We start from the raw sequence: 25,340 nt of genomic DNA on the forward strand, positions 1-25,340 counted from the left end.
TCTTAAACCGTGCGGTATATTGGCGACCCGAATGACCAAACAGGAGACAGCAATGATTACCCTTTACACTCACGGAACCCCAAACGGCGTCAAGATTGCAATCGCGCTTGAGGAAATGAAACTACCCTATGAAGTGAAACTTATAGACATTTTCGCAGGCGAAACCCTGACACCCAAATTCAAGGCATTAAACCCGGCTGGCAAAATCCCCGTCATACAGGATTCCGACACAGGCGATACTATTTACGAGTCCAACGCAATCCTGATGTATTTGGCCAATAAATCCGGCAAACTACGCGCCCCGGCCAACGCACCCGACCATGAACTGGGCCAGCTAATGTTCCTGCAAGCCTCCCTACAGGGGCCAATGTTTGGACAGCGGGCGCGCTTTTCGATGTTTGGGCCAGAACATATCCCATACGCAATTTCACACTACGAAGAACAAGGCGCGATCATTGACGATCTGATGGACAGCCTGTTGTCAGGGTGCAACTGCCTGATGGGTGATGCGATTACGATTGCCGATATCAGTTTTTATGGCTGGTATGTGTTTGCCCGCCGATCTGATTTTGTGCCGGCCAACTGCGAAAACCTTGTTGCATGGTGTGATCGGATGGCATCCCGTAAAGGGGTCATCAAAGGGTTGGCCGCTACGCCGACCAATCCGCTTCCTGAACGCCGCTTTGCCTAAGAGAGGCTAACTCAAACCGGGTTCATCCAGCAAATGCCGCCCTTGCTTGTCTTCGACCTCGATCACCCAAACATCGGGGTCGAACGACTTTTGTCGCTGGATCGCCATATCCACCTCGGCCTCGCAGCCCACCGCCATGCCGATCCATGCGCGCTGGCCGGTTTGCAAATCGAATGAGCGCTCGAACGCCTGCGCATCGCCATCCAGCGTGTTCACTTTAATCAATACGGCACCTGCGGTCAAATCGCCTTTGGTGGTTACAAAGGCGGGAATATTTTCCAGATCCAGACGATGCATATAGGCCTGAACCCAAAATTCAGATGTTAACCGTATCATGTGTTACCATCCTTGAAGTTCAGCCCCATCTCGGAATACCGTTCGGCCTCGTTCAACCAATTGGGGCGCACTTTGACTTGCAGGAACAGATGCACACGGCGGCCCAGAAACTCTTCCAACTCCTCGCGCGAGGCTTTGCCAACCGCCTTGATTGTCTCGCCCTTATGGCCCAGCAAAATCCCCTTGTGCCCGTCACGCATCACGTAAATCAACTGGTCAATCTTGACCGACCCATCCTTGCGGTCTTCCCAGTTTTCAGTTTCGACCGTCAACTGGTAGGGTAATTCCTGATGTAGACGCAGCGTCAGTTTCTCGCGGGTCATTTCGGCGGCGATCATCCGCAGCGGTAAATCGGCGATCTGGTCTTCGGGGTATAACCACGGACCCGCCGGAACCTGATCGGCCAGCCATTTGCGCAGATCATCCACCCCGTGGCCCTTTTCAGCCGAGATCATGAAAGTTTCGTTGAAATTGTACAAAGTGTTCAATTCTTGGCTCAAAGCGAGCAATTTGTCTGCTTTGACCTTGTCGATCTTGTTGATCGCCAGCGCCACAGGTCGCCCACCTGCCCGCTCGCTCAGCGCGCCAATGATAACCTTCACACCCTCGGTCACGCCGCGATGTGCCTCGATCAACAGCACCACCAGATCAGCATCCGCCGCCCCGCTCCAGGCCGCCGCGACCATCGCCCGATCCAGTCGGCGACGCGGTGCAAAAATGCCCGGCGTGTCAACGAAAATCAGCTGCGCATTCCCCTCCATCGCCACACCGCGAATGCGGGCGCGGGTTGTTTGCACCTTATGTGTCACGATGGAAACCTTGGCCCCGACCATCCGGTTCAACAACGTGGATTTCCCAGCGTTCGGCTCGCCTATTAGGGCCACAAATCCGGCGCGTGTGTCAGTCATTCTTCATTCTCCAATCGGGCCAACAGAACCTTGGCCGCGGCCTGTTCGGCCTGTCGTTTTGAATTTGCTGTGGCAGTTTCAACCGCACCATTGTCCAACCGCACCTCGATGGTGAACACCGGCGCATGGTCCGGCCCGCTGCGCCCCGTTTCCACATAGGTAGGCGGGGCCAGTTTGCGCGCTTGCGCCCATTCCTGCAACGCGGTTTTCGCATCGCGCGCATCCGCATCTACCGCCGATACCCGCTGGCCCCACAGACGTAAAACCAGCGCCTTGGCCGCCTCAAACCCGCCATCCAGATAGACCGCCGAAATGACTGCCTCCATCGCGTCAGCCAGCAGCGCTTCCTTGCGCCGCCCACCTGATAACATCTCGGAGCGGCCCAGCTTCAACACTGCGCCCAAATCAAATTCCCGCGCCACATCGGCGCAGGCTTCTTTGCGCACCAATGCATTAAAGCGCGGCGCCATCTGGCCTTCGGTTGCAGACGCATCGGCCAAAAACAACGCCTCGGCCATCACAAGGCCCAGCACGCGGTCGCCCAAAAATTCCAGCCGCTGGTTATCATCACGAGTAGGCGACGACATCGACGAATGGGTAACGGCCCGATGCAAAAGCTCGGGCCGCGTAAATGTATAACCAATCCGGCCCGCAAAGGCCTTTAGTTCTGACGAGAGCTTCACTCGACCGCCTTAAAGAAACGATCAGACCGCCATGTCCAGAAATAGAACAACGACCGGCCGGCAGACGAAAACATAATCCGGTCCGCACGGCCAATGATGTTTTCAAACGGCACATAGCCAACCCCGCCCGCATTCGGATCAAACCGGCTGTCGGTAGAATTATCGCGGTTATCGCCCATAAAGAAAAATTTGCCTTCGGGCACAGTGTAAATTCCCGTATGGTCCTTTGGCTGGTCTGTAATATTCAGAATGCTGTGCGCCACACCATTTGGCAGCGTTTCAGTCATTCGTGATTTAGGGCAAATCCCGCCCGTTCCCGTCGTGGCTTCACAACGCGGGAAACTACCCTGCGGGCCTTGCTTCTCATATAATTCCTCGAATACGCCAGCTGGCTCCAGCTTTACGGCATCCCCATTGATATGCAGCACACCATCTATCATCTGCACCTTGTCACCGGGCAGACCGATCAAACGCTTAATGAAATCCTGACCGTTTACGGGGTGGCGGAACACCACCACATCGCCGCGCTCCGGTTCGGACCCCATGATACGGCCAGAAAATGGACAGGCGGAAAGCGGGCAGGAATATCTGGAATAGCCATAGGCCATTTTATTGACGAACAGGAAGTCACCGATCAGCAATGTATCTTTCATTGACCCCGACGGAATCCAGAATGGTTGAAAAAACAGGGTGCGGAAAACACCTGCGATGATCAGTGCCCAAAACACTGTTTTGATAAGTTCCCAGATGCCGTCCGGCTTCTCTGCTTTGCTTGCCATGATCCTGAATATTCCTGCTCGGTTATGTGTTGTAGGGCTACATGATATGCGGGGGGGCGAGAGTCAAGTTTTGGGGTGCGCTTCTATCACCACAAAGGCCTGCGCCCACGGGTGATCATCGGTCAGGGTCACATGAATAATGGCCTCGTGGCCTTGCGGTGTCATATCATCCAGTCGTTCTTTGGCCCAGCCCGTCACCGCCATCACGGGTTGCCCCGTTTCCAGATTGCTAACGGCCATATCCCGCCAACTGATCCCCATGCGCAGACCAGTGCCCAGCGCCTTGGAACAGGCCTCTTTGGCGGCCCAGCGTTTGGCATAGGTGCCCGCCACATCGCGGCGACGTTCGGCTTTTCGTTGTTCAATTTCGGTGAACACACGATTGCGAAACCGGTCACCAAACCGCTCCAGCGTGCCCGCGATGCGGTCGATATTCGCAAGGTCCGTGCCGATGCCGAGGATCATATGCGCCACGTTAGCAAACGCAACCCCGCAAGGGTAAACAGAATCGCTAGCGTGCCATCGACCCAGCGCTTTACCTTGCGGTATGCGCCTACAATTTGTTGATTGGAAAAAACCACCGCATAGCCAAAGTTGATAACAATGGCCAATACCGCACAGCCCGCCAAAATGAAAAACGTGTTATGTGCAGGGGCACCCACAGGCATCCCCAAAACCACAATTGTGGTCCAGCTAAAGACTGCTTTCGGGTTGGTCAGATGCAGCGCTAGCCCTGCACAGTAGACACGACGCTTATCTATCTTGCCTTCATACACAGGCGTGTTGTGATATGCTGATCGCCCTGCCTTATAAGCCAGCCAAAGAAAGTAACAGCCGCCCGCAATTTTAAGACCTGTCAGCATCCATGCCGCCTGACTTAACAGCATCGCCGTGCCTAATGCTGACAATATACCCCAGATTACTGAACCTGTTACAACACCGGCAGCAAATCGGATACCTGCGCCGCGCCCATAGGAAAGTGACGTTCCCATGATGGCCATGATGGATGGGCCCGGACTGGCCGCAAGAACGGCAAAGGCCAGCCATGCAATCCAGACATCAGACATCCCGCGCCTCATCCATCAGTTCGCGCATCTTCTGGATCGCGGGCTGCAACCCCATGAAGATCGATTCGCCAATCAGGAAATGGCCGATGTTCAGCTCCAACACTTCGGGGAATTGGGCAATCGGTTTCACCGTGTCATAGGTGATCCCGTGGCCCGCGTGCACCTCAAGACCCAACCCATGCGCATAGGTCGACATCTCGCGCAGCTTGACCAGTTCGGCATCAGCCACATCGAAATGCCCCTCGGAAAACGCGTCACAGTAGGGTCCGGCGTGCAGCTCGACTATGTTGGCCTCAATCTTGGACGCCGCATCTATCTGGCGCATGTCGGCGGCCACAAACAGCGACACCCGACACCCCGCCTCGCGGATCGGCGCTATGAAATGCGTCAGACGGTTTTCATCCCGTGCCACATCCAGCCCGCCCTCGGTGGTCAACTCCTCGCGCTTTTCCGGCACGATGCAGACCGCGTGGGGCTTGTGGCGCAGGGCAATCGCCTGCATTTCATCGGTGGCCGCCATCTCGAAATTCAGCGGCACCGAAAGATGCTCCATCAGCCCGTCAATATCGGCGTCCGAAATATGGCGCCGATCCTCGCGCAGATGCGCCGTAATTCCGTCGGCGCCGGCTTCCTCGGCCAACTTTGCCGCCCGCACCGGATCAGGGTACGAGCCACCCCGCGCATTGCGCACTGTTGCCACGTGATCAATGTTAATCCCAAGCCGCAGCTTGCCCAACAATTTTTGCGGTTTGTCGCCCATCACAGCATCCTTTTTAGCGTCATTCACAAAAGCCTAGACCTATTCATCAGCTTCGTCAGCTTTCTTTGCGGCTTTCTTCTCACGAATTTCGGCCAGCTTGGCCTTTAGGCGACCTTTGCGGCGGTTTTTATAGACGGTGATCACCGGCACACTTAAATAATAGCAAATGATCCCCGCGATTGGCCCCAGAATTAGACCACCAACCAGATAGGGCAAAAACACCTCGTCATAAAAAATGTTCAGACGCCCCCAGTCCGCTGTCGCGTCTGTAAACATCGCTGCAAAGTTGTGCTTTAGATCACTCCATGCGCCGCCAAAACTGCTCATCAGATAATGTTTGCTATTCTCGTCGAATGTGGTTCCCAAAATCCAGTGACCCAGTTTCAGACTGCTGGCCGCAATAAACGGAAAAGTAATCGGATTACCGAAAAACGTTGCCATAATGGCAGCAATGATATTGCCCTGCATTGCCTTGGCGATCAGTGCGGCAGTGATAAAGTGAAAGCCGAACAACGGTGTAAAACTGGTCATCACACCGGCAAAAACACCACGCGCAATACGATGCGGCGGATCGGGCAAACGGCGCACACGATGCTTGACGTAATGAAACGCACGCGTCCAGCCGCCTTTGGGGTAAATCAATTCCCAAAGCACCCGTAGAAATGAGCGTTTATCGCGGCGTTTGAAAACCAAACAAGTCGTCCTTTACTAAACAGCCAGCTAGGGCTTGCGGGCTGGATCCCGATACCGTTCCAACGCAGCCACATCACTGTCTGCTTCCAGTGCCGTCATCACCGTATGCATATGCTCGACATCCCTCAAGTCCACATCAATCAGAATTCGGTAAAAATCCGGTTTCCGGTCCAGAAATAACAAATCTGCGATATTCGCCTTTTGCTCGCCGATCAATGTGCAAATTCGTCCCAGCACACCGGCGTCATTGCTGATGGTAATGCGCAGGGTCACCGCGTGGGCCGCCGGATGTTTGCCGCTGTGCCAATGCAGATCAACCCAGCGCTGGTTTTGGTCCTCGAAATCCGACAGAACGGGGCAATCGATGGCATGCACCACAACGCCTTTGCCGCGGTAACTGATGCCAACAATCCGCTCGCCCGGCACTGGCTGGCAACAGGCGGCACGTTCAAACGTTTGACCCTTTTCCAGCCCGACAATTGCGCGGGTCAGCTCGATCTCGTCACCAGTGCTTGCAGCCAGTTCGGGGTATAGCCCCTCGACCACATCACGGGCGTTTGTTTCAGCGCTGCCCAATCGGGCCAGCAATTCGTTCATGCTGGACAGGCCCATAGTTTTAGCGGCGGTGGTTAATGCCTTGTCGGTCGCTTTCTTGCCGATATGTTCGAACGCCACGCGAGCCAGTTCGCGCCCCAATTTGATAAACCTCTCGCGGTCCTCTGAGCGCAAGGAGCGCCGGATCGCCGATTTTGCCTTGCCGGTGACGGCAATGTCGATCCATGTGGCTTGCGGGCGCTGGCCCTCGGCGGTCATGATTTCAACTGATTGGCCATTTTTGACCCGCGTCCACAGCGGCACGCGAATGCCATCAACCCGTGCGCCGACACAAGCATCTCCAATCCGTGTGTGAATCGCATAAGCGAAATCCAGCGGCGTCGCCCCGCGCGGCAGTTTCACAACCTCGCCTTTTGGGGTGAAACAGAACACCTGATCCGAATACATTTCCAGTTTCACATGTTCCAGAAATTCATCGTGGCCTTCCGCTGAATCCAGACGTTCTGTCAGCCCCGAAACCCAGCTGGCCGGATCAACCGCAAACGGATTATTGGCCCGCACCCCGTCCCGATACGACCAATGCGCGGCCACGCCGGATTCTGCCACATCATGCATCTGGCGGGTGCGGATTTGCACCTCGACCCGTTTGCCATCACGCCCTGAAACGGTTGTGTGGATAGAGCGATACCCATTGGATTTTGGCTGACTGATATAATCCTTGAACCGGCCCGGCACAGCGCGCCACCGTTGATGGATCGCGCCCAAAACACGGTAACAATCGCATTCGTTATCTGTAATCACCCGAAAGCCGTAGATATCGGACAGCCGCGAAAACCCTTGCCCCTTTTCTTCCATCTTGCGCCAGATCGAATAGGGTTTTTTAGCACGCCCAAAAACATCGGCCTTGATCTCAACCTTGTCCAGCTCCAGCCGGATATCATCGGTGATCTTTTTGATTACATCACCGGTCTCTTTTTGCAGGGTGATGAAACGGCGCATGATTGAATTGCGCGCCTCGAGATTCAACACGGAAAAGGCCAGGTCCTCCAGCTCTTCGCGCATCCATTGCATCCCCATGCGACCCGCAAGCGGCGCATAGATGTCCATGGTTTCGCGGGCCTTTTGCACTTGCTTATCGGGGCGCATGGATTTGATCGTGCGCATATTGTGCAAACGGTCGGATAGCTTTACCAGAATAACGCGCAAATCCTTGGACATCGCCATAAACAGCTTGCGGAAATTTTCGGCTTGTTTGGTCTGGGTCGAGGACAACTGCAGATTGGTCAGCTTGGTCACCCCGTCGACCAACTCGGCGATTTCATCGCCGAACATCTCGGACACCTCGGTGTAGGTGGACTTGGTGTCTTCGATGGTGTCGTGCAACAGGGCGGTGATGATCGTTGCGTCATCCAGCCGCTGCTGGGTCAGAATGGCCGCGACAGCCACCGGATGGGTGAAATACGGCTCGCCCGAATGGCGGAATTGGCCATCGTGCATTTTAGCACCATAGGCAAAGGCCGTGCGGATCAGAGTTTCGTTAGTATTAGGGTTATAACTGCGAACCAGCGCGATCAGGTCATCAACAGTGATCTTTTCCGGCATCCGCGTTCGCGCCCTTCAGCGTGTTGGCAGGGGCGTTATGGCTGCCCTTGCGCTTCCATCAATGCCCGCAGCAGTTTTTCTTCTGACATATCGTCTTCTGCTGGCTTGTCGGCTTCGGCGCCCATCAGCAATGCCATCGCATCCTCTTCGGGCTCGTCCACCTCGATCTGGGTTTGCTGGCTTTCGATCATCCGTTCGCGCAGATCATCGGCTGATTGTGTCTCGTCCGCGATTTCGCGCAGGGCTACAACTGGGTTTTTATCGTTATCACGTTCAACTGTAATCGCATCACCTGCCGCGATTTCACGCGCACGGTGGGACGCCAGCATAACCAGCTCAAAACGGTTTGGAACCTTATCAACGCAATCTTCAACGGTAACGCGGGCCATAGGGCGACTCCTGATCTCGATTTGTGTGCAATACGAAGACGTCTATTTAGGGGCTTTAGCCTATGATGACAATCCCTAAAGCGGCATGATTTGCGCAACATCGTCTGCGTCCAGATCACCCAGCATCTGGCGCGTACTGCGCCCCGTCACCGGATGCACCCATTCCGGCGCAATATCAGCCATTGGCACCAGAACAAACGCGCGGTCCTGAAGGCGCGGATGTGGTAAAACCAGCTGCTCTGGTGCGACCGTTGATTGTTTCGGTATTGGCAAATCTCGCCAGTGTAAAAACACCTCAAGATCAGGGGCTATTTCGTCCCCGAATGCCAACAAGTCAAGGTCCAGAACCCGCTGCCCCCACCGTTCAATCCGCTCACGGCCCATTGTCTCTTCGATCTTATGAAGCCGCGACAAAAGGTCCGTCGCCGACACATCCACCCGCAGCAACGCCGCCGCATTCACATAATCCGGCCCCGCCCCTGCAGGGAAACAAGGCGTGCTGTAAAACCGGCTAACAGCTTGAATTTCAACGCCATCACCCACCAACATATCCAATGCAGCCTGCAAGGTTTTGATTAAGGGACCATGATCAGACGATAAATTCGCCCCGAGGCCAATTATTGCCGATACGGGGTGACGTGGGGTCGTTGTGGGTTGCAACATTTGTAACAAATCCTTAAAATCATTCTAGGTTTCGCATATTTTATCAGTAACCACACTCACTCACGGAAACGAAGTCGAAACCGCCTACCGGAAGGAAAATTTGATGTTCTACAAAGACGAACGGCTTGCGCTGTTCATCGATGGATCAAATCTGTATGCGGCTGCAAAATCGCTTGGGTTTGACATTGATTATAAACTGCTTCGGAGCGAATTTATGCGTCGCGGCAAACTGTTGCGGGCGTTTTATTATACCGCCTTGCTGGAAAATGACGACTATTCTCCGATCCGCCCGCTGGTGGATTGGCTGCATTACAACGGCTATTCCATGGTGACAAAACCCGCCAAGGAATACACTGATTCGATGGGCCGCCGTAAGGTTAAGGGCAACATGGATATCGAACTGGCCGTCAATGCGCTGGAATTGGCGCCGCATGTTGACCACATGGTTATCTTCTCGGGGGATGGCGATTTCCGCCCCTTGGTCGAAAGCCTGCAACGTCAGGGCGTGCGTGTTTCTGTTGTTTCAACGATCCGTTCGCAACCGCCGATGATTTCGGATGATCTGCGCCGCCAAGTGGATAATTTCATCGAACTTGACGATCTGCGCGAAGTGATCGGACGCCCACCACGCGAGCCTATGCCCGCACCGGCAAGGGTAGATGACGCTGACGAATAAATAAAAAGCCGGGGCAAACGCTTCGGCTTTTTACTTTCAATGGGCTGGCAATGGGGCTGGACGCCGCCCCGCATTGACCTTATTTCTAAGTCAACTGAACAGGGCCGATATGACCAAACCACCACTAACCCTTTATCTTGCCGCCCCGCGCGGGTTTTGCGCTGGCGTCGTGCGCGCCATCAAAGTCGTCGAAATGGCGATCGAGAAATGGGGCGCACCCGTCTATGTGCGCCATGAAATCGTGCATAACAAATTCGTGGTTGATGGTCTGCGTGACAAGGGGGCGGTGTTTGTCGAGGAACTGGATGATTGCCCCACCGACCGGCCGGTGATTTTTTCGGCTCACGGGGTGCCAAAATCAGTGCCTAATGCGGCGAAATTGCGCAATATGATCTATGTCGATGCCACATGCCCGTTGGTCAGCAAGGTGCATATCGAGGCCGAGCGTCACAATGAAAACGGCTTGCAAATGGTGATGATCGGTCACGCTGGACACCCTGAAACTGTGGGTACTATGGGACAATTGCCTGAAGGCGAAGTGCTGTTGGTTGAAACCGTTAGTGATGTTGCCACGCTGAACGTGCACGACCCTGACAGGTTGGCCTATATAACCCAGACAACCCTGTCGATTGACGACACGGCTGGCATCGTTTCCGCGTTGCAATCACGGTTCCCCAGCATCATCGGCCCACACAAAGAAGACATCTGCTACGCCACCACCAACCGCCAAGAAGCGGTCAAGAAAATCGCCCCAAAATCCGACGCCATTTTGGTGATCGGTGCGCCCAATTCGTCAAATACCAAACGTCTGGTCGAAGTTGGCGCGGCGGCAGGGTGCGAATATTCGCAACTGGTGCAGCGCGCCAAAGGCATCGATTGGCGCGCGCTGGACGGGATAAAAACGCTGGGTTTGGCCGCTGGTGCCTCGGCCCCCGAGGTATTGGTCAACGAGGTGATCGATGCTTTTCGCGCCCGCTATGACGTGACGGTTGAAACCATCGAAACAGCGCAGGAAAACGTCGAATTCAAAGTGCCGCGCGTGCTGCGGATGCCCGTATGAGCGTCGACGCCAAAACCATCGAAGTCTACGACGCCCGCGCCGCCGACTATTCTCGCCTGACCAAAGATCTAGATGGCTATGACGGGTTGGTTGCCTTTTGTGATGCCATGCCCAAAGGTGGGCATGTGCTCGACCTCGGTTGTGGCCCAGGTCTGTATGCCGCTTATATGGCCGAGCAAGGCTGCACGGTTGACGCTGTAGATGCCTCAATGGAAATGGTAAAATTGGCCGATCAATATGATGGTGTCACCGCCCGCCATGCCAGTTTCGACGACATTTCCGGCGTTGCGGTATACGATGGTATCTGGGCCAACTTCAGCCTGCTGCACGCGTCCCGCACCGATTTCCCCAAACACCTCGCCGCCCTGCACAGTGCTTGCAAACCGGATGCATTATTCCATATTGGCATGAAATTAGGCTCTAATGCTGCCCGAGACACCATTGATCGCATGTATACTTATTATCAAGAGGACGATTTATTGGGCCATCTTATGACTGCCGGCTTCAAGATTGATCACTGTGAATATGGCAACAGCCCCGGCCTTGACGGGGTGCTGGCCGACTGGATCACGGTGGCGGCCCATGCCTGAATTATTTGTCTATACCGATGGCGCCTGTTCGGGCAATCCTGGCCCTGGCGGCTGGGGTGCGCTGATGATCGCACGCGATGGCGATACAGTTTTGAAGGAGCGCGAGCTGTGCGGTGGCGAAGGTCACACTACCAACAACCGCATGGAGCTGCTGGGGGCTATCAATGCGCTAGAAGCGCTGGAGCGCCCCTCGACCCTGACCATCATCACCGACAGTGCGTATGTGAAAAACGGTGTGACCACATGGATTCACGGCTGGAAGCGCAACGGCTGGCGCACCGCTAACAAAAAGCCGGTAAAGAATGTCGAGCTGTGGCAGCGCATTGACGAGGCACAGGCCCGTCATCATGTGGCTTGGGAATGGGTGAAAGGTCACGCAGGCCATCCGGAAAATGAACGCGCGGATGAATTGGCGCGACGTGGAATGGAGCCCTTTAAGGTAGATTAGACCCTATTTCTGGATATATGTGCGATACGCCCAGATCAGCAGCATCGCCCCCAGAACCGCCCCGACAAACCCGAAAGCAATCCCCGTCAGCAACAGAATGAACCGCAGGATCAACCCGCCAATCAACGCCCCGAAGATACCGATGGCAACCGTGGTCACAACATCCGTTTTCACATGCATCACCCGCGTGGCCAAAAACCCCGCAGCGGCACCGACTATGATCAGAAATATCACTGGCATAGGATTAATATAGGTTGTCTAAGCGGCTCATCAAGCCTTACGGGTAGCTTAGTTTAACCGCTCCGGCATTTCATACCCACGCAACAACTCTTCTGCCTCCATAGGTCGCTTGCCCTGACGTTGGGCTTTCAGTATCTCGATTGCCCCCTCGCCACAGGCAACCGTCAAGCCGTTCAAAACCTTGCCAGCCACACCCGTGCCTTCAACCACACGGCTTTCCAACAGCTTTAACCGTTCCCCGTCAACTTCGCACCACGCGCCAGGGAACGGCGACAACCCGCGGATCAAACGATCCACTTCGACAGCCGAACGCGCCCAATCCACACGCGCCTCGGATTTGTCGATCTTCTTGGCATACGTCACGCCCTCTTCCGGTTGGATATGTGGCTCTAACTCGGCCAAATTTGCCAAAGCATGCACTATCAACCGCGCCCCCAATTCAGACAACCGATCATGCAAAATAGCGGTGGTATCCTGCGCTTCGATCGACACGGACTGGCGTATTAACACTGGTCCCGTATCCAGCCCCGCCTCCATCTGCATAATGCAAACACCTGTTTCCACATCCCCCGCCATGATCGCCCGATGGATCGGCGCTGCCCCGCGCCAACGCGGCAACAGGGACGCATGGATGTTCAAACACCCCTGCGAAGGCGCATCTAGAATGGCCTGCGGCAAGATCAGCCCATAGGCCACCACCACCGCTACATCAGCGCTCAATGCCGCAAAATTCGCCTGCTCAACAGCACCCTTCAACGACACCGGATAGCGCACCTTCAGCCCCAGCGTTTCGGCCCGCGCCTGCACTGGGCTAAGCCGATCTTTCTTGCCACGGCCAGCCGGGCGCGGCGGCTGGCAGTATACGCAAACCACCTCGTGGCCCGCCTCAACCAACGCCTCTAACACAGGGACCGAAAACTCCGGCGTGCCCATAAACACAACTTTCATCGCGCCCCCTTTCGTGCCTTTCGCAGCAACATATCGCGCTTCGTTTTGGAAAGGTTATCAAAATACATCCGTCCGTTCAGATGATCAATCTGGTGTTGAACCGATGTCGCCCACAGCCCGACAAAATCGCGTTCCTCAACATCCCCCGCCTCGTTCAAAAACTGAACCGTCACCGCCCGTGGTCGTTTAATCACCGCCGATAACCCCGGGAAATTCGGACTTGCCTCGTCATGCTCACGCAACTTGGCAGAGGCATGCAAAACCGCAGGGTTGCCCATCAACACTGCCTGCCCCCGCGCCTCGGACGCATCCACCACAGCAAGGCGCAACATCACCCCGATCTGCGGTGCGGCCAGCCCGACCCCGGGCATCGCGTCCATGGTTTCAACCATATCCGCCCAGATACCACGCACTTTATCATCCACCGTATCAATCGGCGCACAGACAGTTTTCAGACGTTTATCAGGATAGGGCACAAAGGCACGGATCATGCCCGCGCCCGCTCGCGTTTCAATTTCACCATCTTGCGGGTGATCATCTGGCGGCGCAGCGGTTTCAGGTAATCGATAAACAGCTTACCTTCCAGATGATCGATTTCATGCTGCACACAAGTCGCCCACAGCTTATCAAAGCTTGCCTCACAGGCCGCGCCGTCAATGTCGATCCATTTCACCATCACCTCGGCAGGGCGTTCCACATCGCCATATTGCTCGGGGATCGACAAACAGCCTTCTTCGTAAACATTCTGCACCTCGGACGTCCACATAACCTCAGGGTTGAACAGGGTCATCGGCTGTGGATCAGCGCCCTCTTCCTTGATGCAATCCATCACGATCAGACGCTTCAAAATTCCCAGCTGGGGTGCCGCCAGACCAATACCTGGCGCATCGTACATGGTTTCCAGCATATCCTCGGCCAGCTTGCGCATTTCATCATTTACCCCGTCAACAGGGGTGCATACCTTTTTCAGGCGCGGGTCGGGATGGATAATGATCGGTCGAATGCTCATATGGCTCATGTAAGACATGATTTGCCCCGCTGCAACGCCCCTTGCATCCGCACCTTAAATAGGTAGCTTGGCAACAACAGAAAAAAGGGCAAATATCATGAGCTTTGACGACATTATTGAGCGCCGCGGAACCCATTGTGCCAAATGGGACCTGATGGAGAAGATTTACGGCGTACCGCGTGACGAGGGCATCGCCATGTGGGTCGCAGATATGGATTTCCGTCCGCCTGCCTGCATTCAGGGCGCGCTGCAAAACATGCTGGATCATGGCGTTTACGGCTATTTCGGCGATGATAGTGCCTATAAATCGTCAATCCAGTGGTGGATGAAAAATCGCCACGGCTGGGATGTGGACGCGGACGCTATTTTCACCACCCACGGGCTGGTTAATGGCACGGCGCTGTGTGTCGAGGCCTTTACCGATGCCGGTGATGGCGTGGTGCTGTTCACCCCCGTCTATCATGCCTTTGCCAAGGTGATTAATGCGGCGGGGCGCAAAGTGGTTGAATGCCCGCTGGTCAATAATGATGGCCGTTACAAAATGGATTTTGCCGCCTATGACGCGCAAATGACGGGGGCCGAGAAAATGGTGGTCCTGTGTTCACCGCACAACCCGGGCGGCTGCGTCTGGACCAAGGACGAGCTGCAGGGGGTTGCCGATTTTGCGCGCCGCCACGACCTGATTTTGGTCAGCGATGAAATCCACCATGATCTGGTGTTTGACGGGGCCAAACACACCGTCATGCCGCTGGTTGATCCGTCTGTTTCGGATCGTCTGGTGATGATGACGGCGGTGACCAAAACCTTCAACATCGCAGGCGCGCATACTGGCAATGTCATCATCCATGACGAGGCATTGCGCGCCAAATTCGGTGCGGTGATGGCTGCGCTTGGTATGTCACCCAATTCATTCGGGTTGTTCATGACCACGGCGGCCTATTCCCCCGAGGGGGCAGCGTGGGTGGACGAATTGAACGCATATCTGACTGAAAACCGTCGTGTTTTTGATGATGGGATCAACGCAATCCCCGGCCTGAAATCTATGTCGCTTGAGGCGACCTATCTAGCGTGGGTCGATTTTTCCGGCACCGGCATGTCGCAATCGGAATACGCCGCTCGGGTTGAAAAGACAGCCAAGATCGCGGTGAACCACGGTGAAACCTTCGGCACTGGTGGCGCGGATTTCATGCGGTTTAATCTGGCCACCCCGCGTGCGTTGGTCAAAGAAGCCGTGGATCGGCTGCAAAAAGCATTCGCCGATCTGCAATAATGCGGGCATTACGCTTTATATCACGCGCCGCCTTCCTGATTTTTCTCGGGGTGGCGGCGTTTGCACTTTATGACCGATATGCTCCCAAACCAGCGCTGCCCCAACTGGCCCCGCTGACCGAACAAATCGATCACATCCTGATCGAAAAATCCGCCCGTCAACTTACGGTATTCCGGCAAGGCAAGGCGGTGCGCACCTACCAAATCGCGCTTGGCTTTGCGCCTACTGGCGACAAGGTGGAACAGGGCGACGGCAAAACCCCCGAGGGCATCTTCACCATCAACCGGCGCAATCCGCAAAACAGCTATCACCTGTCGCTGGGCATTGATTATCCGCAAGCTGATGACCGCAATCGCGCGGCAGCCGCTGGGATTGATCCTGGCGGTGATATTTTCATCCACGGTCAACCCAACGGGTTAGGGAAGCTGGCAACAATTTCATATGATTGGACCGCCGGATGTATTGCGGTTTCCGACGTGGAGATAGAAGAATTGTGGCGTGTGGTTGGCAACGGAACCACCGTTGAAATCAGGCCCTAACTAGCGCCCCAACAAGGCAATCGGTGCGTTCACATCGCGCACAAAATCCAGCGGTGCCTTATCCTTGGCGGCGGTGCTGCGCTTGAAGTCATAGACCATCTGACCGTTGCTCTCTTCTGACGCGACAACCAGACATTGATAGAGATGGCGAGAGCCATCATAGAGGTCAACCAACCCACGCAAATGCGGCGCGTTTTCAATGTCCAAGGCAAAGCCGGTATCCCAGAACCGCAGCACTGGAAAAATCTCGTCATCCGTATGGACCCGCAGGCGGCTTTTGCGTTTCAGATCGCGTTTGCGGGCCATTTCCAGCCCCTCGCGCACTTCTTTTGGTAGGAATTCAAACATCGTTTACCCATCCTGTGTCCACGCGCACATTGGCACGGTCATAGTGAAGGTCAAGTTAAGATTGTGCGACATACTATTTTCAAACTAGGTGTTGTGGTCTTCCACCAAATTCACCCCAACCACTGGCCTAAGCACGTGGGGCTTGTCCGGATCATACAAGGCAGAATCCTTGAAATCACGCACATTTCCCAGCGCCGGCCCAACCAAAATCAGCGCGGTGCGTGTGATCTTTTCAACCCGCACTTTTTTGCGAATATCCGCCAGCGTTCCACGGATGATCATTTCGTCCGGCCAACCCACGCGGTAGGCCACCACAACAGGGCAATCCTCGCCATAATGCGGCACCAGAACCCGTTCGATCTCGCGCATATTGCGCACCCCCAAATGGATCGCCAACGTGGCACCTGTGCAGGCAAAATTATCAAGCGTTTCACCGGCAGGCATTGATGTGGATTGCATAGAAACCCGTGTTAAAACAATGGACTGTGCGATTTCAGGGATGGTTAGTTCCTGCCCTAACGCCGCCGCCGCCGCCGCATAGGCAGGCACACCGGGAATGATCTGATAATCGATCCCGTCCGTCCGCAGACGCCGAATTTGCTCGGCAATGGCCCCATACAGCGACGGGTCCCCCGAATGCACCCGTGCCACATCTTCGTTGCGTTTATGGGCCGCTAAAATCTCGGCGTGGGTGTCGTCCAGCGTCATTGCAGCTGTATCCTTGACGGTGGCTCCATCGGGTGCGCCAGCCACCACTTCTTCGGGCACCAAAGAGCCCGCGAACAGGCACACCGGACAGGCCGAAATCAGGCGCTGCGCCTTCAGCGTCAATAGTTCAGGATCACCCGGTCCCGCGCCAATAAAATAGACCGTCATGCCAAATCTCCATCAATTTTTCGCGCATAGCCACGCGGTGTAAACATCCGCGGACCCTCGCCCAGTTGCGCCAGCCGTGAGTGGCTGGAGCCAACCAGAACAACAGTCAGCATATCGACCTCGTCAACCTCTAGGTCCGACAGTTTTCGATAGCGAATATGCTCCTCGGGCCGCCCTAACGAACTCGCCAACATCACCGGCGTATCTGCAGGGCGATGCTCTAACAATATGTCCCGCGCCTCGGCTAGCAAAGTGCGCCGCCGTTTGGAAACAGGATTGTAAAACGCAATCACAAAATCACCCTCGGCCGCGGCCTTTAGGCGCTTCACAATATCCTCGCGCGGGGTCAGCAAGTCCGACAATGAAATAGCGCAGAAATCATGGCCCAAGGGCGCGCCCGCACGCGCAGCCGCCCCTTGCAATGCCGACACACCGGGCGTTGAAATCACCTCGACCCGCCGCGCCGCATCAGACACTCCATAGGCATCTGGCCCACGATCCAACAGTTCAAACACCAGCGCGCCCATCGCGTAGATGCCCGCATCCCCCGAACAGATTAGCGCAACGTACTTACCTTTACCCGCCTGTTCCAACGCATATCGGCAGCGGTCTTCTTCGCCACCTAACGGGAAATCCGAGCGCGTTTTGCCAGCCGCCAATGGCCCCAGCAGGTCAATATACAGGCCATAGCCGACCAATTCTTCGGCCTGTGCGATTAGCTGGCTGGCCTCGGGGGTGCGCCACGAATGCTGCCCCGGCCCAATGCCAATGATCGACAGTTTGCCACGCGGGCGGCCCTTTTGCGCAGTAATAGGCTCTGATTGGCGCGCAACCGCACAGGTGCAGGTCGCGGTTTTTTTCTTTTCAACAGCCAGCACAGCATCCCGATCTGACGCCGCCAGCGCCGCGCCTTCGGAAACGCCGTGGCAACCGACTTCGGCAAAAACCACGTCTGACGGGTTTTTCAAGCGCGCGGTTTCGGCCTCGAGTTTAGAGGCATCAAACAGACGGAACGGCACATTCAAACGCTGAGCAACTTTAATAATCGCAGGCTCGTCTGCCTTCAGATCAATCGAGTTCACCGAGGCAATTGCGCCCTGCGCGATACCTCCATCCGCCAGCGTGGTCTTGACCAGTTCCCACATTTCATCGGGGTCAGCATTACGCGCGCACCCCAGACCCAAAGCATAGCGTTGCGGGTGATAAACCAGCCGCTCGGATGTGCCTTTCGTCGGCATTTCAGTCACGTAAATCTCGACCTTGCCGTTTTCATCTGCCGGAATATCAAACAGGGTTTCACCCGCGATCCGCGCACCCGCCCCATTTAGCATCGCAGCCATCACCGATTTGGCATTTTCGGGATTAGCCAGCCTGTATCCAACGGGTGGTTCATCCAGCGCAAACCCCAGTGCAACGTCACCCGCTGTGGTCACGGCCGCCACCCCGCCAACCGCATCGGAAATCTGTTTGGCCAGCCGGTTCGCACCACGATGCCCTCCCAACAATGGCACCACAACGGCACCATCGTCAGATACGGCCACAACAGGCGGCTCGTTACGCTTATCGGCCAGCATAGGTGCGACCGCGCGGATCAATATCCCCGCGGCACAGACCCCGACAACAGGCGTGCCGCTGGCAAACAGTGTGCGCACATAATCCAGCGCATTCGGGAAATAGGCGTCCGCCACATCGACCCTGCCTTCACGGCCATGCACTTGTGCGCCCAGCGATTTGGCCACTTTGTGCGCCATTGCCTCGCCCGCGCGGGACAGGCAGATTACCACTGCTTTTACGGCGGGTTCTACGGCGGGTTTTACAGCCACGGATCGGCCTCCTTTGTGATCAATATCATTGAAAAATAGGGCGCTATGTCGGGCGCCTTTGCCAGCGGCATTTTTTGTTCAGCAGGCAACGTAGCCCTCTCAATATAATGCGCCTGATCCAACAGGCCTAACCCGTCAATCACCGCGCGAATACGGGCCAAATGGCGGCCCACCTTCATAATCACCACACTGTCAGCCGCACTGATTTTCTGGCGCAGTTCTTCGTCCGGCAACGGGCCAGGCACCACGCTCAACATTTCATTTCGGGCGGCCAGCGGCAGACCCAAAGACGCCGCACTGGCCGTCATCGCCGTTATGCCGGGAACGATTTCTGTTTCAAACCGGCCTTTAAGGCGGGCGTAGATATACATGAAGGATCCATAGAAAAATGGATCGCCCTCGCACAGCACGATAACATCCAAACCAGTCTCTAATATAGCTGAAATTTCTTCAGCAGCGGCATCATATGCTGCCTGCGCGGGGCTGCGTTCGACCTGCATCGGCACATCAATTTTGACCTCTCGCACGCCATCACCAATCAGATCGGCGGCGATAGATCGGGCAAAACTGCTCCCCCCCGCCAATATCGGGTAGGCCACCACCTGCGCCGCCGAAATCAACCGCGTGGCCTTTAGCGTCATCAATTCGGCGTCCCCGGGGCCAAGCCCTATGCCATACAGCACTCCGCTCATCGTTTGACCAAACTTAGCTGCGTGACGGGACGCAAAGGTTTCCAACCATTAAGGTTGCCAATCGGCTCCACCCGCATGATCTGTAACTTGACCAACTGTCCACCAAATTCACGGTGCAGCGCGATCAGTTCCGCTTCGCTTTCCAACGTCACCGCATTGGCAACCAAACGCCCCAAGGGGCGCAGGGCCTCCCACGCCGCAGTGAATACCTCGCGGCTTAACCCACCACCGATAAAAATCGCATCCGGTGCGGCCAAGTCAGTCAACGCATCGGGCACCAACCCCTCGATCAGCTCCAGTTTTGGTGCGCCCAGCGCCAAGGCATTCGCCGCTGCCATCGCCCGACGATCCGCCCGTGGTTCAATGCCGATTGCCCGCGCATATCGCGTTGCCCGTATCCATTCCACCGCAACCGACCCACAACCACAGCCGATATCCCACAACAACGCACCGCGCATCGGCATCAGCTTGGCCAAGGTGGCCGCCCGCACTTCCTGCTTGGTCATAGTTCCGTCGTGCTGAAACAATTCGTCCGCCAACCCCGGCACCCGTGGCAACAGCGCCGCATCGGGCGCCGCCACACAATCCACCGCCAACGTATTGAACGGTGGCACCTGATGGGTCCAGCTTTCGGCAACTCCATCAAACCGCGCCTCGTCCTCGCCACCCATATTGGCCAGCACTGTCATTCGGCTTTTACCAAACCCGCGCGCCGTCAAAAACGCAGCAATCTGGGCAGGGGTTTCTTCGCCCGTGGTCAGGATAAGCAGTCTCTGATCCGGCTGAATATAGGCGATCATCTGCTCTACTGGCCGTCCATGCACCGTCAGCGTTTCCAAATCCGCCATCGACCAACCCATCCGTGCCGCTGCCAGTTGAAACGCGCCGACCTGTGGATGGTAAACGATTTCGGCGGGATCAATTGTGCGTCCAATTCTCGCCCCGACAGAATACCACAGCGGATCACCCGAAGCCAAAACCACCACCCGCTTACCACGCAATCCTTGCAACGTTTCAATCAGCGCATCAAACGGGCTAGGCCAGCTAAACCGTTCCGCACCGACACCTTTGGCCAGCTCATGATGCCGCTCACCACCGACAATCACCTCGGCGGCCTCGACAACCGCGCGGGTCGCAGGGGTTAACCCCTCGAGACCGTCCTCGCCAATGCCGATAATATGGAGCCATGCATTCATCATTTTACCTCCGGCAATCCCGCCGCCAATGCGTTCACCGCCGCCGACGCCATTGCAGACCCGCCGCGCCGTCCGCGCAATGCCACAAATTCGCATCCTCGTGGCCGCTCCACCAGTTCCGATTTGCTCTCGGCAGCCCCGACAAACCCGACTGGAAACCCAAGGATCACCGCAGGTTTGGGCCAGCCCTCATCCAGCATTTCCAGCAGGTGGAACAGGGCGGTTGGCGCATTGCCAATCACCACCACCGCGCCATCAATATGGTCGCGCCACAGTTCAACCGCTGCCGCTGACCGTGTGTTGCCAATTTCCTTGGCCAATGCTGGAACAGAAGGATCATTCAACGTCACGACCACCTCATTGTCGGCAGGCAAATAGCGCCGGATAATCCCCGCGCCAACCATCTCGCAATCGCACAAGATCGGCACGCCAGCCACCAGCGCCGCATGCGCTGCCGCATGGGCATTTTGCGAGAACGCCAACCGGTCGGCAACCTCGACCATGCCACAAGCATGGATCAAGCGGATTGCCACCGATTCCATACCCGCACCGAACCGCCCCAACCGTGCCTCTTTGCGCACAGTGGCAAAGCTCTGCTGGTAGATTGCAGAAGGATTCTGCTCATAAGGTCTCATGGAAAACACCTGATTTTGACCTGAATTAGAGACTGATTATACATCTTTCTTGCGCGCGCTTTCCGGCCCATATGGATGTTTGGCATGGGGGTACTCTGGATGGGCATGATCATGGCTGTGATCATGGTCATGATGGTGATGCCCGTCCCCGTGATCATGATCGTGGTGATGGTGGTGGTCCATATCCAGCCGGCATTCGCCCGTGCAAAACGTATCGCACAAATCACAGGTTTCGACGGTAGCACCGGGCGCATTCGCACCCTGCCCCTCAACATGATGATGATGGCTCTCCTGAACCGCGCCGACCTCAGCCTCGAACCCCAGAACCTGCGTGCGGTATTTGCAGGTTCCGCAAGTTTCCGGCGGCACTTCACCCAGCTGTTCAGTAATCCGCTCGGCAAAAGTTTCAAGCACCTTGGGGTGATCGTTCAGATACCCCGCCTTGACGATCTGAATGTCAGGATGTGCTGCCGCCACCTTATCGGTAAACCCGTAAATCCGGTCGATCAGGATGCCGGCAAACAGAAAATACGGAAATACAATGATGCGTTTATATCCCAGCTTGGCAGTGTGCTCCAGACAGGGCTCAACCAGCGGAAACGTTACCCCCGAATAGCCGATCTCGCACCAGCCAAACCCCATGCCTTCCCACAGCATCCGGCCAATTTTGGCGACATTGGCGTTGGCGTCAGGATCCGACGCACCACGTCCTATCACCACCAGACAGGTTTCCTCTAGCGGCAGGTCACCATATTCGACGTTGGCAGCATCGACGGCCTCCTGAATTCGGTCACCTGCGGCGGCGATCATTTTGGCGTCCACACCCAATTCGCGGCCATAGTTCAGCGAAATGTCGTGTTTCTTGGCGTAGGTGTTCAACACCGTCGGGATGTCATTTTTGGAATGCATTGCGGCGAACAACATACCTGGAACCGCCAATATCTGGTCACACCCCGCATTACGCAAACGGTCCAGCCCATCGCGGATCACGGGGTTGGCAAATTCCAGATAGCCGTAATCGACCATCCAGTCTTTGGGCAACAAGGCTGGCAATTTCTCGGCCAGAACCGCAAATTCGTCCACCGCATCTTGCGAACGCGACCCGTGCCCGCAAATCATCACACCAATCTTTGACATCTCAGGCCTCCTGCGGTTCGGCATCGGTTTCTTCTTCGGCTTCCTCGGCGTCCGGTTCCTCGCCGCGATTTTTCGCCTGCCACAACGCTGCCGCCGCTGCCGCCGCAATTGCAGCTACCGCCAACCAGTGATTATGCCCTGCCAGATCAATAATATGGGTTGGGTGCGCCAAGGCCGGACCAGCCAGCCCGGCAAAAACCAATGTCATCAGAATTTTCATCGCATGTATCCTTTTTCAGCTGGCCAATAGGTCAGCGACAGGAACGCATGCTCCCGACGATGCTGCTTTTGATCCCCGTTTTGGGTCGATCATCCGCAGCCAACCTTTCTGGCCCTTGGGCTTCGTCTCCCTTGCGTATAAATACACCCCGCCGCCGCCGCAATCCGTTTCGCGCCAATTCGCCTCCCTTGCGCGACATTTCTTATCCCCCTTGCAATCGGCCTGATAATCCGTTTGATCACGGTTGAGCCAAAGGAACGTGCCATGACCACCACCATTACCATCTGTGATACCTGTAAGCGCGAAGACTGGGACGCCGAGGCGCAAGGCATCACCGACGGCGAAGCACTGGCCGCATTGATCGAGACCGAAGTGGCGGCAACGGGGAGCGTGGTGAAAAGCCGCCGCTATTCCTGCCTGATGGGATGCACCCGCGCTTGCAACGTCACCATTCAGGCCGAAGGCAAACTGAATTATACCTTGGGCGAATTTACCGCCGATGCGGATGCAGCCAAGGGCATCGTCGAATATGCCACTTTGCACGCCAGCAGCACGTCCGGCCAGGTGCCCTACCGCGAGTGGCCCCAAGCCATCAAAGGCCACTTTACCACACGCCACCCGCCACTGGCCGATTCCGAATGACACAGCCGCGCGATCATGGTGGCCGCATTGATGCGGCGCGCGCCGAATTTGGCGGGATGCGTTCCGAGTGGCTTGACTTGTCGACCGGCATTAATCCCGTGCCGTATCCTGTTCCCACGCTTACACCCGACGCATGGAATGCCCTACCGGACCGCACCGCGATGGGCGCTGTCACGGTTGCTGCCCGACAGTTCTGGAATGTGCCTGATGATGCAGCCATCCTCGCCGCACCCGGGGCTTCTGCCCTGATCGCCCGCATCCCCTATTTGGCCGACTTGGGCAAGGTTAGGGTCGAATCCCGCACCTATAATGAACACGAAGCCGCCTTTCGCACCGCTGGCTGGTCTGTGTCCGGTGACGCGCCCGCCGCACGCGTTATCGTCAGCCCGAACAACCCCACCGGCGACTACTGGACCGGCACGGACCAATCCCCGTTGCTGGTCATTGATGAAAGTTTCTGCGATCTTTCCCCTGAAAAATCCCGTATTGATTTGGCGGTAAATTCCGGCACGATTATCCTCAAAAGCTTTGGTAAATTCTGGGGGCTTGCGGGCCTGCGCCTCGGCTTTGCTATTGGTGATCCTGCCCTGATTGCGAATCTTTCAAATGCACTCGGCCCGTGGCCCGTTTCTGGTCCGGCCCTTCGTATTGGGGCGACGGCCTTAACCGATCAACTATGGGCCACCCGGACCCGTGCCCGTCTTGCCGATGATGCCGCCCGCTTGGACGCTCTGATGCTCGCCAAAGGCGCAAAAATTCAGGGCGGCACCGACCTGTTTCGCCTTTACCGCGTTGATGACGCCGCCGCGTGGCAATCCCACCTTGCCCAGCGCCACATCTGGTCGCGCATATTCCCCTACTCGAAAACATGGCTGCGCCTTGGCCTTCCTGCGCCCGACCGATGGGGTCAGTTGGAATCAGCCCTGTGAGCATCGCAGTGATCCTCCTGCTCTCCCTGCTGCTGGATGGCATCTTTGGCGAACCAAAATGGCTCTGGTCCCGCATCCCGCATCCTGCCGTTTTGATGGGCCGCGCTGTGAGCTGGATGGACGCCCGTTTCAACACAGGCGACAATAAGAAGCGCAACGGCATGCTTTGCCTCGTCGCCCTCTGCTTTGTTGCTGGTATATCCGGCATATTAGTCTCTATTCTGCCTGATTATGGTATAATGCAGGTCCTGATCACCGCAATCCTGCTGGCACAAAAAAGCCTGGCCCAACACGTCATTGCCGTCGCCAATGCTCTGCGCCTATCGACAGGCGATGGCCGCCTTGCCGTAGCCCAGATCGTGGGTCGCGACACCCGTAATCTGGACGACAACGCCATTGCCCGCGGCGCAATCGAAAGCGCTGCCGAAAACCTGTCGGATGGCATAGTCGCGCCCGCCTTCTGGTTCCTGCTGCTCGGTCTGCCCGGCCTGTTGATCTATAAAATCACCAACACGGCGGATTCGATGATCGGCTACCAGACCCCGCGCCACCGTGATTTTGGCTGGGCCGCAGCAAAGTTTGACGACCTGATAAACTGGATTCCCGCCCGCATAACCGCGTTGCTGATCGCACTGACCCACGGTACCATATCAAAATGGCGCATCATCCTGCGTGATGCCCCGCTGCACCGATCACCTAACGCCGGATGGCCCGAAGCCGCCATGGCCACCGCGCTTAATGTCGCCCTTGCCGGTCCGCGCAGCTATAATGGCGAAATGCGTGATTTTCCGTTTGTGAACAATGATGGCCGCCATACCCTAGCCCCCCGTGACATTGATTCCGTCGCCACCGCCCTATGGCGGGTCTGGTGGGCGCTGGTGCTTATCACGGCATTGGTTGCTCTTTTCAGCTGAACCGGTTGCCACGCCCCATAGT

At 56.2% G+C, this 25,340-nt stretch carries 33 protein-coding genes; 10 read left to right on the forward strand and 23 right to left on the reverse strand.

What is annotated here, in order from left to right:
- Positions 1-52: 52 nt before the first annotated feature.
- Positions 53-691 carry a glutathione S-transferase family protein gene (locus tag ACWB12_RS00405; RefSeq protein WP_479528075.1) on the forward strand — a complete coding sequence of 213 codons (639 nt, stop codon included), beginning with the start codon at positions 53-55 and terminating at the stop codon, positions 689-691.
- Between the two features lie 6 nt (positions 692-697).
- On the opposite strand, the gene ACWB12_RS00410 is transcribed toward ACWB12_RS00405, so the two are convergent.
- From ACWB12_RS00410 to folK, 11 genes are all read right to left on the reverse strand, one after another.
- A complete protein-coding gene (locus ACWB12_RS00410; RefSeq protein ID WP_479528076.1) occupies positions 698-1,027 on the reverse strand; it encodes a DUF1491 family protein in 330 nt (109 codons plus the stop codon).
- On the reverse strand, positions 1,024-1,935 hold the full coding sequence (gene era / locus ACWB12_RS00415) for a GTPase Era (protein ID WP_479528077.1): 912 nt from the start codon (positions 1,933-1,935) through the stop codon (positions 1,024-1,026). The genes ACWB12_RS00410 and era overlap by 4 nt, the downstream gene beginning before the upstream one ends.
- Positions 1,932-2,618, reverse strand: coding sequence for a ribonuclease III (gene rnc / locus ACWB12_RS00420; RefSeq protein WP_479528078.1), 687 nt, complete (start codon positions 2,616-2,618; stop codon positions 1,932-1,934). The genes era and rnc overlap by 4 nt, the downstream gene beginning before the upstream one ends.
- Entirely contained in the window at positions 2,615-3,397 is a 783-nt protein-coding gene (lepB, locus tag ACWB12_RS00425; protein WP_479528079.1) for a signal peptidase I, read from the reverse strand. The genes rnc and lepB overlap by 4 nt, the downstream gene beginning before the upstream one ends.
- Positions 3,398-3,460: 63 nt before the next feature.
- Positions 3,461-3,862 carry a holo-ACP synthase gene (acpS, locus tag ACWB12_RS00430; protein WP_479528080.1) on the reverse strand — a complete coding sequence of 134 codons (402 nt, stop codon included), beginning with the start codon at positions 3,860-3,862 and terminating at the stop codon, positions 3,461-3,463.
- Positions 3,859-4,464 (reverse strand): LysE family translocator, encoded by a 606-nt coding sequence (locus tag ACWB12_RS00435; RefSeq protein ID WP_479528081.1) that lies wholly within the window; start codon positions 4,462-4,464, stop codon positions 3,859-3,861. Before ACWB12_RS00435 ends, acpS begins: the two co-directional genes overlap by 4 nt.
- Positions 4,457-5,224 (reverse strand): pyridoxine 5'-phosphate synthase, encoded by a 768-nt coding sequence (locus ACWB12_RS00440; protein ID WP_479528082.1) that lies wholly within the window; start codon positions 5,222-5,224, stop codon positions 4,457-4,459. Before ACWB12_RS00440 ends, ACWB12_RS00435 begins: the two co-directional genes overlap by 8 nt.
- 39 nt (positions 5,225-5,263) lie before the next feature.
- A complete protein-coding gene (locus ACWB12_RS00445; RefSeq protein ID WP_479528083.1) occupies positions 5,264-5,917 on the reverse strand; it encodes a DUF2062 domain-containing protein in 654 nt (217 codons plus the stop codon).
- 27 nt (positions 5,918-5,944) lie between these two features.
- A complete protein-coding gene (locus tag ACWB12_RS00450) occupies positions 5,945-8,074 on the reverse strand; it encodes a RelA/SpoT family protein (RefSeq protein WP_479528084.1) in 2,130 nt (709 codons plus the stop codon).
- 35 nt (positions 8,075-8,109) lie between these two features.
- The gene (gene rpoZ, locus ACWB12_RS00455; RefSeq protein ID WP_479528085.1) at positions 8,110-8,463 is read right to left on the reverse strand and encodes a DNA-directed RNA polymerase subunit omega; all 354 of its coding nucleotides are present in this window, start codon (positions 8,461-8,463) and stop codon (positions 8,110-8,112) included.
- Positions 8,464-8,538: 75 nt separating this feature from the next.
- Positions 8,539-9,126, reverse strand: a complete 588-nt coding sequence (folK, locus tag ACWB12_RS00460; RefSeq protein WP_479528086.1) for a 2-amino-4-hydroxy-6-hydroxymethyldihydropteridine diphosphokinase — start codon at positions 9,124-9,126, stop codon at positions 8,539-8,541.
- Between the two features lie 103 nt (positions 9,127-9,229).
- Between folK and ACWB12_RS00465 the strand changes: the two genes are divergently transcribed.
- The 4 genes from ACWB12_RS00465 (at position 9,230) to rnhA (ending at position 11,900) form a co-directional block, all read left to right on the forward strand.
- Positions 9,230-9,802: a LabA-like NYN domain-containing protein gene (locus ACWB12_RS00465; protein ID WP_479528087.1), complete on the forward strand. Its 573-nt coding sequence runs from the start codon at positions 9,230-9,232 to the stop codon at positions 9,800-9,802.
- Positions 9,803-9,911: 109 nt separating this feature from the next.
- On the forward strand, positions 9,912-10,862 hold the full coding sequence (gene ispH, locus ACWB12_RS00470; RefSeq protein ID WP_479528088.1) for a 4-hydroxy-3-methylbut-2-enyl diphosphate reductase: 951 nt from the start codon (positions 9,912-9,914) through the stop codon (positions 10,860-10,862).
- Positions 10,859-11,452, forward strand: coding sequence for a class I SAM-dependent methyltransferase (locus tag ACWB12_RS00475; protein ID WP_479528089.1), 594 nt, complete (start codon positions 10,859-10,861; stop codon positions 11,450-11,452). The genes ispH and ACWB12_RS00475 overlap by 4 nt, the downstream gene beginning before the upstream one ends.
- The gene (gene rnhA / locus ACWB12_RS00480) at positions 11,445-11,900 is read left to right on the forward strand and encodes a ribonuclease HI (RefSeq protein ID WP_479528090.1); all 456 of its coding nucleotides are present in this window, start codon (positions 11,445-11,447) and stop codon (positions 11,898-11,900) included. The genes ACWB12_RS00475 and rnhA overlap by 8 nt, the downstream gene beginning before the upstream one ends.
- Before the next feature lie 3 nt (positions 11,901-11,903).
- Here the strand turns inward: rnhA and ACWB12_RS00485 are convergent, their stop codons facing one another.
- The 4 genes from ACWB12_RS00485 to def (ACWB12_RS00500) are packed head-to-tail and all read right to left on the reverse strand — an operon-like array spanning position 11,904 to position 14,115.
- Entirely contained in the window at positions 11,904-12,140 is a 237-nt protein-coding gene (locus ACWB12_RS00485) for a GlsB/YeaQ/YmgE family stress response membrane protein (protein WP_479528091.1), read from the reverse strand.
- Positions 12,141-12,188: 48 nt separating this feature from the next.
- On the reverse strand, positions 12,189-13,088 hold the full coding sequence (fmt, locus tag ACWB12_RS00490; protein ID WP_479528092.1) for a methionyl-tRNA formyltransferase: 900 nt from the start codon (positions 13,086-13,088) through the stop codon (positions 12,189-12,191).
- Positions 13,085-13,579, reverse strand: a complete 495-nt coding sequence (def, locus tag ACWB12_RS00495) for a peptide deformylase (RefSeq protein ID WP_479528093.1) — start codon at positions 13,577-13,579, stop codon at positions 13,085-13,087. The genes fmt and def (ACWB12_RS00495) overlap by 4 nt, the downstream gene beginning before the upstream one ends.
- A complete protein-coding gene (gene def, locus ACWB12_RS00500; protein WP_479528094.1) occupies positions 13,576-14,115 on the reverse strand; it encodes a peptide deformylase in 540 nt (179 codons plus the stop codon). The genes def (ACWB12_RS00495) and def (ACWB12_RS00500) overlap by 4 nt, the downstream gene beginning before the upstream one ends.
- A gap of 79 nt (positions 14,116-14,194) precedes the next feature.
- On the opposite strand from def (ACWB12_RS00500), the gene ACWB12_RS00505 reads away from it, so the two are divergent.
- Both ACWB12_RS00505 and ACWB12_RS00510 read left to right on the forward strand, forming a co-directional pair.
- Positions 14,195-15,367 (forward strand): MalY/PatB family protein, encoded by a 1,173-nt coding sequence (locus ACWB12_RS00505; protein ID WP_479528095.1) that lies wholly within the window; start codon positions 14,195-14,197, stop codon positions 15,365-15,367.
- On the forward strand, positions 15,367-15,906 hold the full coding sequence (locus tag ACWB12_RS00510; protein ID WP_479528096.1) for a L,D-transpeptidase family protein: 540 nt from the start codon (positions 15,367-15,369) through the stop codon (positions 15,904-15,906). The genes ACWB12_RS00505 and ACWB12_RS00510 overlap by 1 nt, the downstream gene beginning before the upstream one ends.
- Here ACWB12_RS00510 and ACWB12_RS00515 read toward each other — a convergent pair whose 3' ends face one another.
- The 8 genes from ACWB12_RS00515 to ACWB12_RS00550 form a co-directional block, all read right to left on the reverse strand.
- Positions 15,907-16,254: a hypothetical protein gene (locus ACWB12_RS00515; protein ID WP_479528097.1), complete on the reverse strand. Its 348-nt coding sequence runs from the start codon at positions 16,252-16,254 to the stop codon at positions 15,907-15,909.
- Between the two features lie 84 nt (positions 16,255-16,338).
- Positions 16,339-17,130, reverse strand: a complete 792-nt coding sequence (gene cobM, locus ACWB12_RS00520; RefSeq protein WP_479528098.1) for a precorrin-4 C(11)-methyltransferase — start codon at positions 17,128-17,130, stop codon at positions 16,339-16,341.
- Positions 17,127-18,881, reverse strand: a complete 1,755-nt coding sequence (gene cobJ / locus ACWB12_RS00525; RefSeq protein ID WP_479528132.1) for a precorrin-3B C(17)-methyltransferase — start codon at positions 18,879-18,881, stop codon at positions 17,127-17,129. Before cobJ ends, cobM begins: the two co-directional genes overlap by 4 nt.
- Positions 18,882-18,943: 62 nt before the next feature.
- Positions 18,944-19,645 (reverse strand): precorrin-2 C(20)-methyltransferase, encoded by a 702-nt coding sequence (gene cobI, locus ACWB12_RS00530; RefSeq protein ID WP_479528099.1) that lies wholly within the window; start codon positions 19,643-19,645, stop codon positions 18,944-18,946.
- Positions 19,642-20,844: a precorrin-6y C5,15-methyltransferase (decarboxylating) subunit CbiE gene (gene cbiE / locus ACWB12_RS00535; protein WP_479528100.1), complete on the reverse strand. Its 1,203-nt coding sequence runs from the start codon at positions 20,842-20,844 to the stop codon at positions 19,642-19,644. The genes cobI and cbiE overlap by 4 nt, the downstream gene beginning before the upstream one ends.
- On the reverse strand, positions 20,841-21,476 hold the full coding sequence (locus tag ACWB12_RS00540) for a precorrin-8X methylmutase (protein ID WP_479528101.1): 636 nt from the start codon (positions 21,474-21,476) through the stop codon (positions 20,841-20,843). The genes cbiE and ACWB12_RS00540 overlap by 4 nt, the downstream gene beginning before the upstream one ends.
- Positions 21,477-21,512: 36 nt before the next feature.
- Positions 21,513-22,613 carry a sirohydrochlorin chelatase gene (locus tag ACWB12_RS00545; protein ID WP_479528102.1) on the reverse strand — a complete coding sequence of 367 codons (1,101 nt, stop codon included), beginning with the start codon at positions 22,611-22,613 and terminating at the stop codon, positions 21,513-21,515.
- Position 22,614: 1 nt separating this feature from the next.
- Complete coding sequence (locus ACWB12_RS00550; RefSeq protein WP_479528103.1) at positions 22,615-22,833, reverse strand: DUF6732 family protein; 219 nt, start codon at positions 22,831-22,833, stop codon at positions 22,615-22,617.
- Between the two features lie 264 nt (positions 22,834-23,097).
- Between ACWB12_RS00550 and ACWB12_RS00555 the strand changes: the two genes are divergently transcribed.
- Genes ACWB12_RS00555 through cbiB form a run of 3 tightly spaced genes read left to right on the forward strand, consistent with a single transcriptional unit; the run spans position 23,098 to position 25,318 of the window.
- Positions 23,098-23,475: a DUF1636 family protein gene (locus tag ACWB12_RS00555; protein WP_479528104.1), complete on the forward strand. Its 378-nt coding sequence runs from the start codon at positions 23,098-23,100 to the stop codon at positions 23,473-23,475.
- Positions 23,472-24,404 carry a threonine-phosphate decarboxylase gene (locus ACWB12_RS00560; protein WP_479528105.1) on the forward strand — a complete coding sequence of 311 codons (933 nt, stop codon included), beginning with the start codon at positions 23,472-23,474 and terminating at the stop codon, positions 24,402-24,404. The genes ACWB12_RS00555 and ACWB12_RS00560 overlap by 4 nt, the downstream gene beginning before the upstream one ends.
- Positions 24,401-25,318 (forward strand): adenosylcobinamide-phosphate synthase CbiB, encoded by a 918-nt coding sequence (gene cbiB / locus ACWB12_RS00565; protein ID WP_479528106.1) that lies wholly within the window; start codon positions 24,401-24,403, stop codon positions 25,316-25,318. Before ACWB12_RS00560 ends, cbiB begins: the two co-directional genes overlap by 4 nt.
- The last annotated feature ends 22 nt before the right edge of the window (positions 25,319-25,340 follow it).

The sequence above is a fragment of the Profundibacter sp. genome (assembly GCF_056498605.1).

Coding starts and splice junctions, on each gene's coding strand:
- ACWB12_RS00405 (WP_479528075.1), top strand. CDS start 53: ATGATTACCCTTTACACTCACGGAACCCCAAACGGCGTCAAGATTGCA.
- ACWB12_RS00410 (WP_479528076.1), bottom strand. CDS start 1,027: ATGATACGGTTAACATCTGAATTTTGGGTTCAGGCCTATATGCATCGT.
- era (WP_479528077.1), bottom strand. CDS start 1,935: ATGACTGACACACGCGCCGGATTTGTGGCCCTAATAGGCGAGCCGAAC.
- lepB (WP_479528079.1), bottom strand. CDS start 3,397: ATGGCAAGCAAAGCAGAGAAGCCGGACGGCATCTGGGAACTTATCAAA.
- acpS (WP_479528080.1), bottom strand. CDS start 3,862: ATGATCCTCGGCATCGGCACGGACCTTGCGAATATCGACCGCATCGCG.
- ACWB12_RS00435 (WP_479528081.1), bottom strand. CDS start 4,464: ATGTCTGATGTCTGGATTGCATGGCTGGCCTTTGCCGTTCTTGCGGCC.
- ACWB12_RS00440 (WP_479528082.1), bottom strand. CDS start 5,224: ATGGGCGACAAACCGCAAAAATTGTTGGGCAAGCTGCGGCTTGGGATT.
- ACWB12_RS00450 (WP_479528084.1), bottom strand. CDS start 8,074: ATGCCGGAAAAGATCACTGTTGATGACCTGATCGCGCTGGTTCGCAGT.
- rpoZ (WP_479528085.1), bottom strand. CDS start 8,463: ATGGCCCGCGTTACCGTTGAAGATTGCGTTGATAAGGTTCCAAACCGT.
- folK (WP_479528086.1), bottom strand. CDS start 9,126: ATGTTGCAACCCACAACGACCCCACGTCACCCCGTATCGGCAATAATT.
- ACWB12_RS00465 (WP_479528087.1), top strand. CDS start 9,230: ATGTTCTACAAAGACGAACGGCTTGCGCTGTTCATCGATGGATCAAAT.
- ispH (WP_479528088.1), top strand. CDS start 9,912: ATGACCAAACCACCACTAACCCTTTATCTTGCCGCCCCGCGCGGGTTT.
- ACWB12_RS00475 (WP_479528089.1), top strand. CDS start 10,859: ATGAGCGTCGACGCCAAAACCATCGAAGTCTACGACGCCCGCGCCGCC.
- rnhA (WP_479528090.1), top strand. CDS start 11,445: ATGCCTGAATTATTTGTCTATACCGATGGCGCCTGTTCGGGCAATCCT.
- ACWB12_RS00485 (WP_479528091.1), bottom strand. CDS start 12,140: ATGCCAGTGATATTTCTGATCATAGTCGGTGCCGCTGCGGGGTTTTTG.
- fmt (WP_479528092.1), bottom strand. CDS start 13,088: ATGAAAGTTGTGTTTATGGGCACGCCGGAGTTTTCGGTCCCTGTGTTA.
- def (WP_479528093.1), bottom strand. CDS start 13,579: ATGATCCGTGCCTTTGTGCCCTATCCTGATAAACGTCTGAAAACTGTC.
- def (WP_479528094.1), bottom strand. CDS start 14,115: ATGTCTTACATGAGCCATATGAGCATTCGACCGATCATTATCCATCCC.
- ACWB12_RS00505 (WP_479528095.1), top strand. CDS start 14,195: ATGAGCTTTGACGACATTATTGAGCGCCGCGGAACCCATTGTGCCAAA.
- ACWB12_RS00510 (WP_479528096.1), top strand. CDS start 15,367: ATGCGGGCATTACGCTTTATATCACGCGCCGCCTTCCTGATTTTTCTC.
- ACWB12_RS00515 (WP_479528097.1), bottom strand. CDS start 16,254: ATGTTTGAATTCCTACCAAAAGAAGTGCGCGAGGGGCTGGAAATGGCC.
- cobM (WP_479528098.1), bottom strand. CDS start 17,130: ATGACGGTCTATTTTATTGGCGCGGGACCGGGTGATCCTGAACTATTG.
- cobJ (WP_479528132.1), bottom strand. CDS start 18,881: ATGGCGCACAAAGTGGCCAAATCGCTGGGCGCACAAGTGCATGGCCGT.
- cobI (WP_479528099.1), bottom strand. CDS start 19,645: ATGAGCGGAGTGCTGTATGGCATAGGGCTTGGCCCCGGGGACGCCGAA.
- cbiE (WP_479528100.1), bottom strand. CDS start 20,844: ATGATGAATGCATGGCTCCATATTATCGGCATTGGCGAGGACGGTCTC.
- ACWB12_RS00540 (WP_479528101.1), bottom strand. CDS start 21,476: ATGAGACCTTATGAGCAGAATCCTTCTGCAATCTACCAGCAGAGCTTT.
- ACWB12_RS00545 (WP_479528102.1), bottom strand. CDS start 22,613: ATGTCAAAGATTGGTGTGATGATTTGCGGGCACGGGTCGCGTTCGCAA.
- ACWB12_RS00550 (WP_479528103.1), bottom strand. CDS start 22,833: ATGAAAATTCTGATGACATTGGTTTTTGCCGGGCTGGCTGGTCCGGCC.
- ACWB12_RS00555 (WP_479528104.1), top strand. CDS start 23,098: ATGACCACCACCATTACCATCTGTGATACCTGTAAGCGCGAAGACTGG.
- ACWB12_RS00560 (WP_479528105.1), top strand. CDS start 23,472: ATGACACAGCCGCGCGATCATGGTGGCCGCATTGATGCGGCGCGCGCC.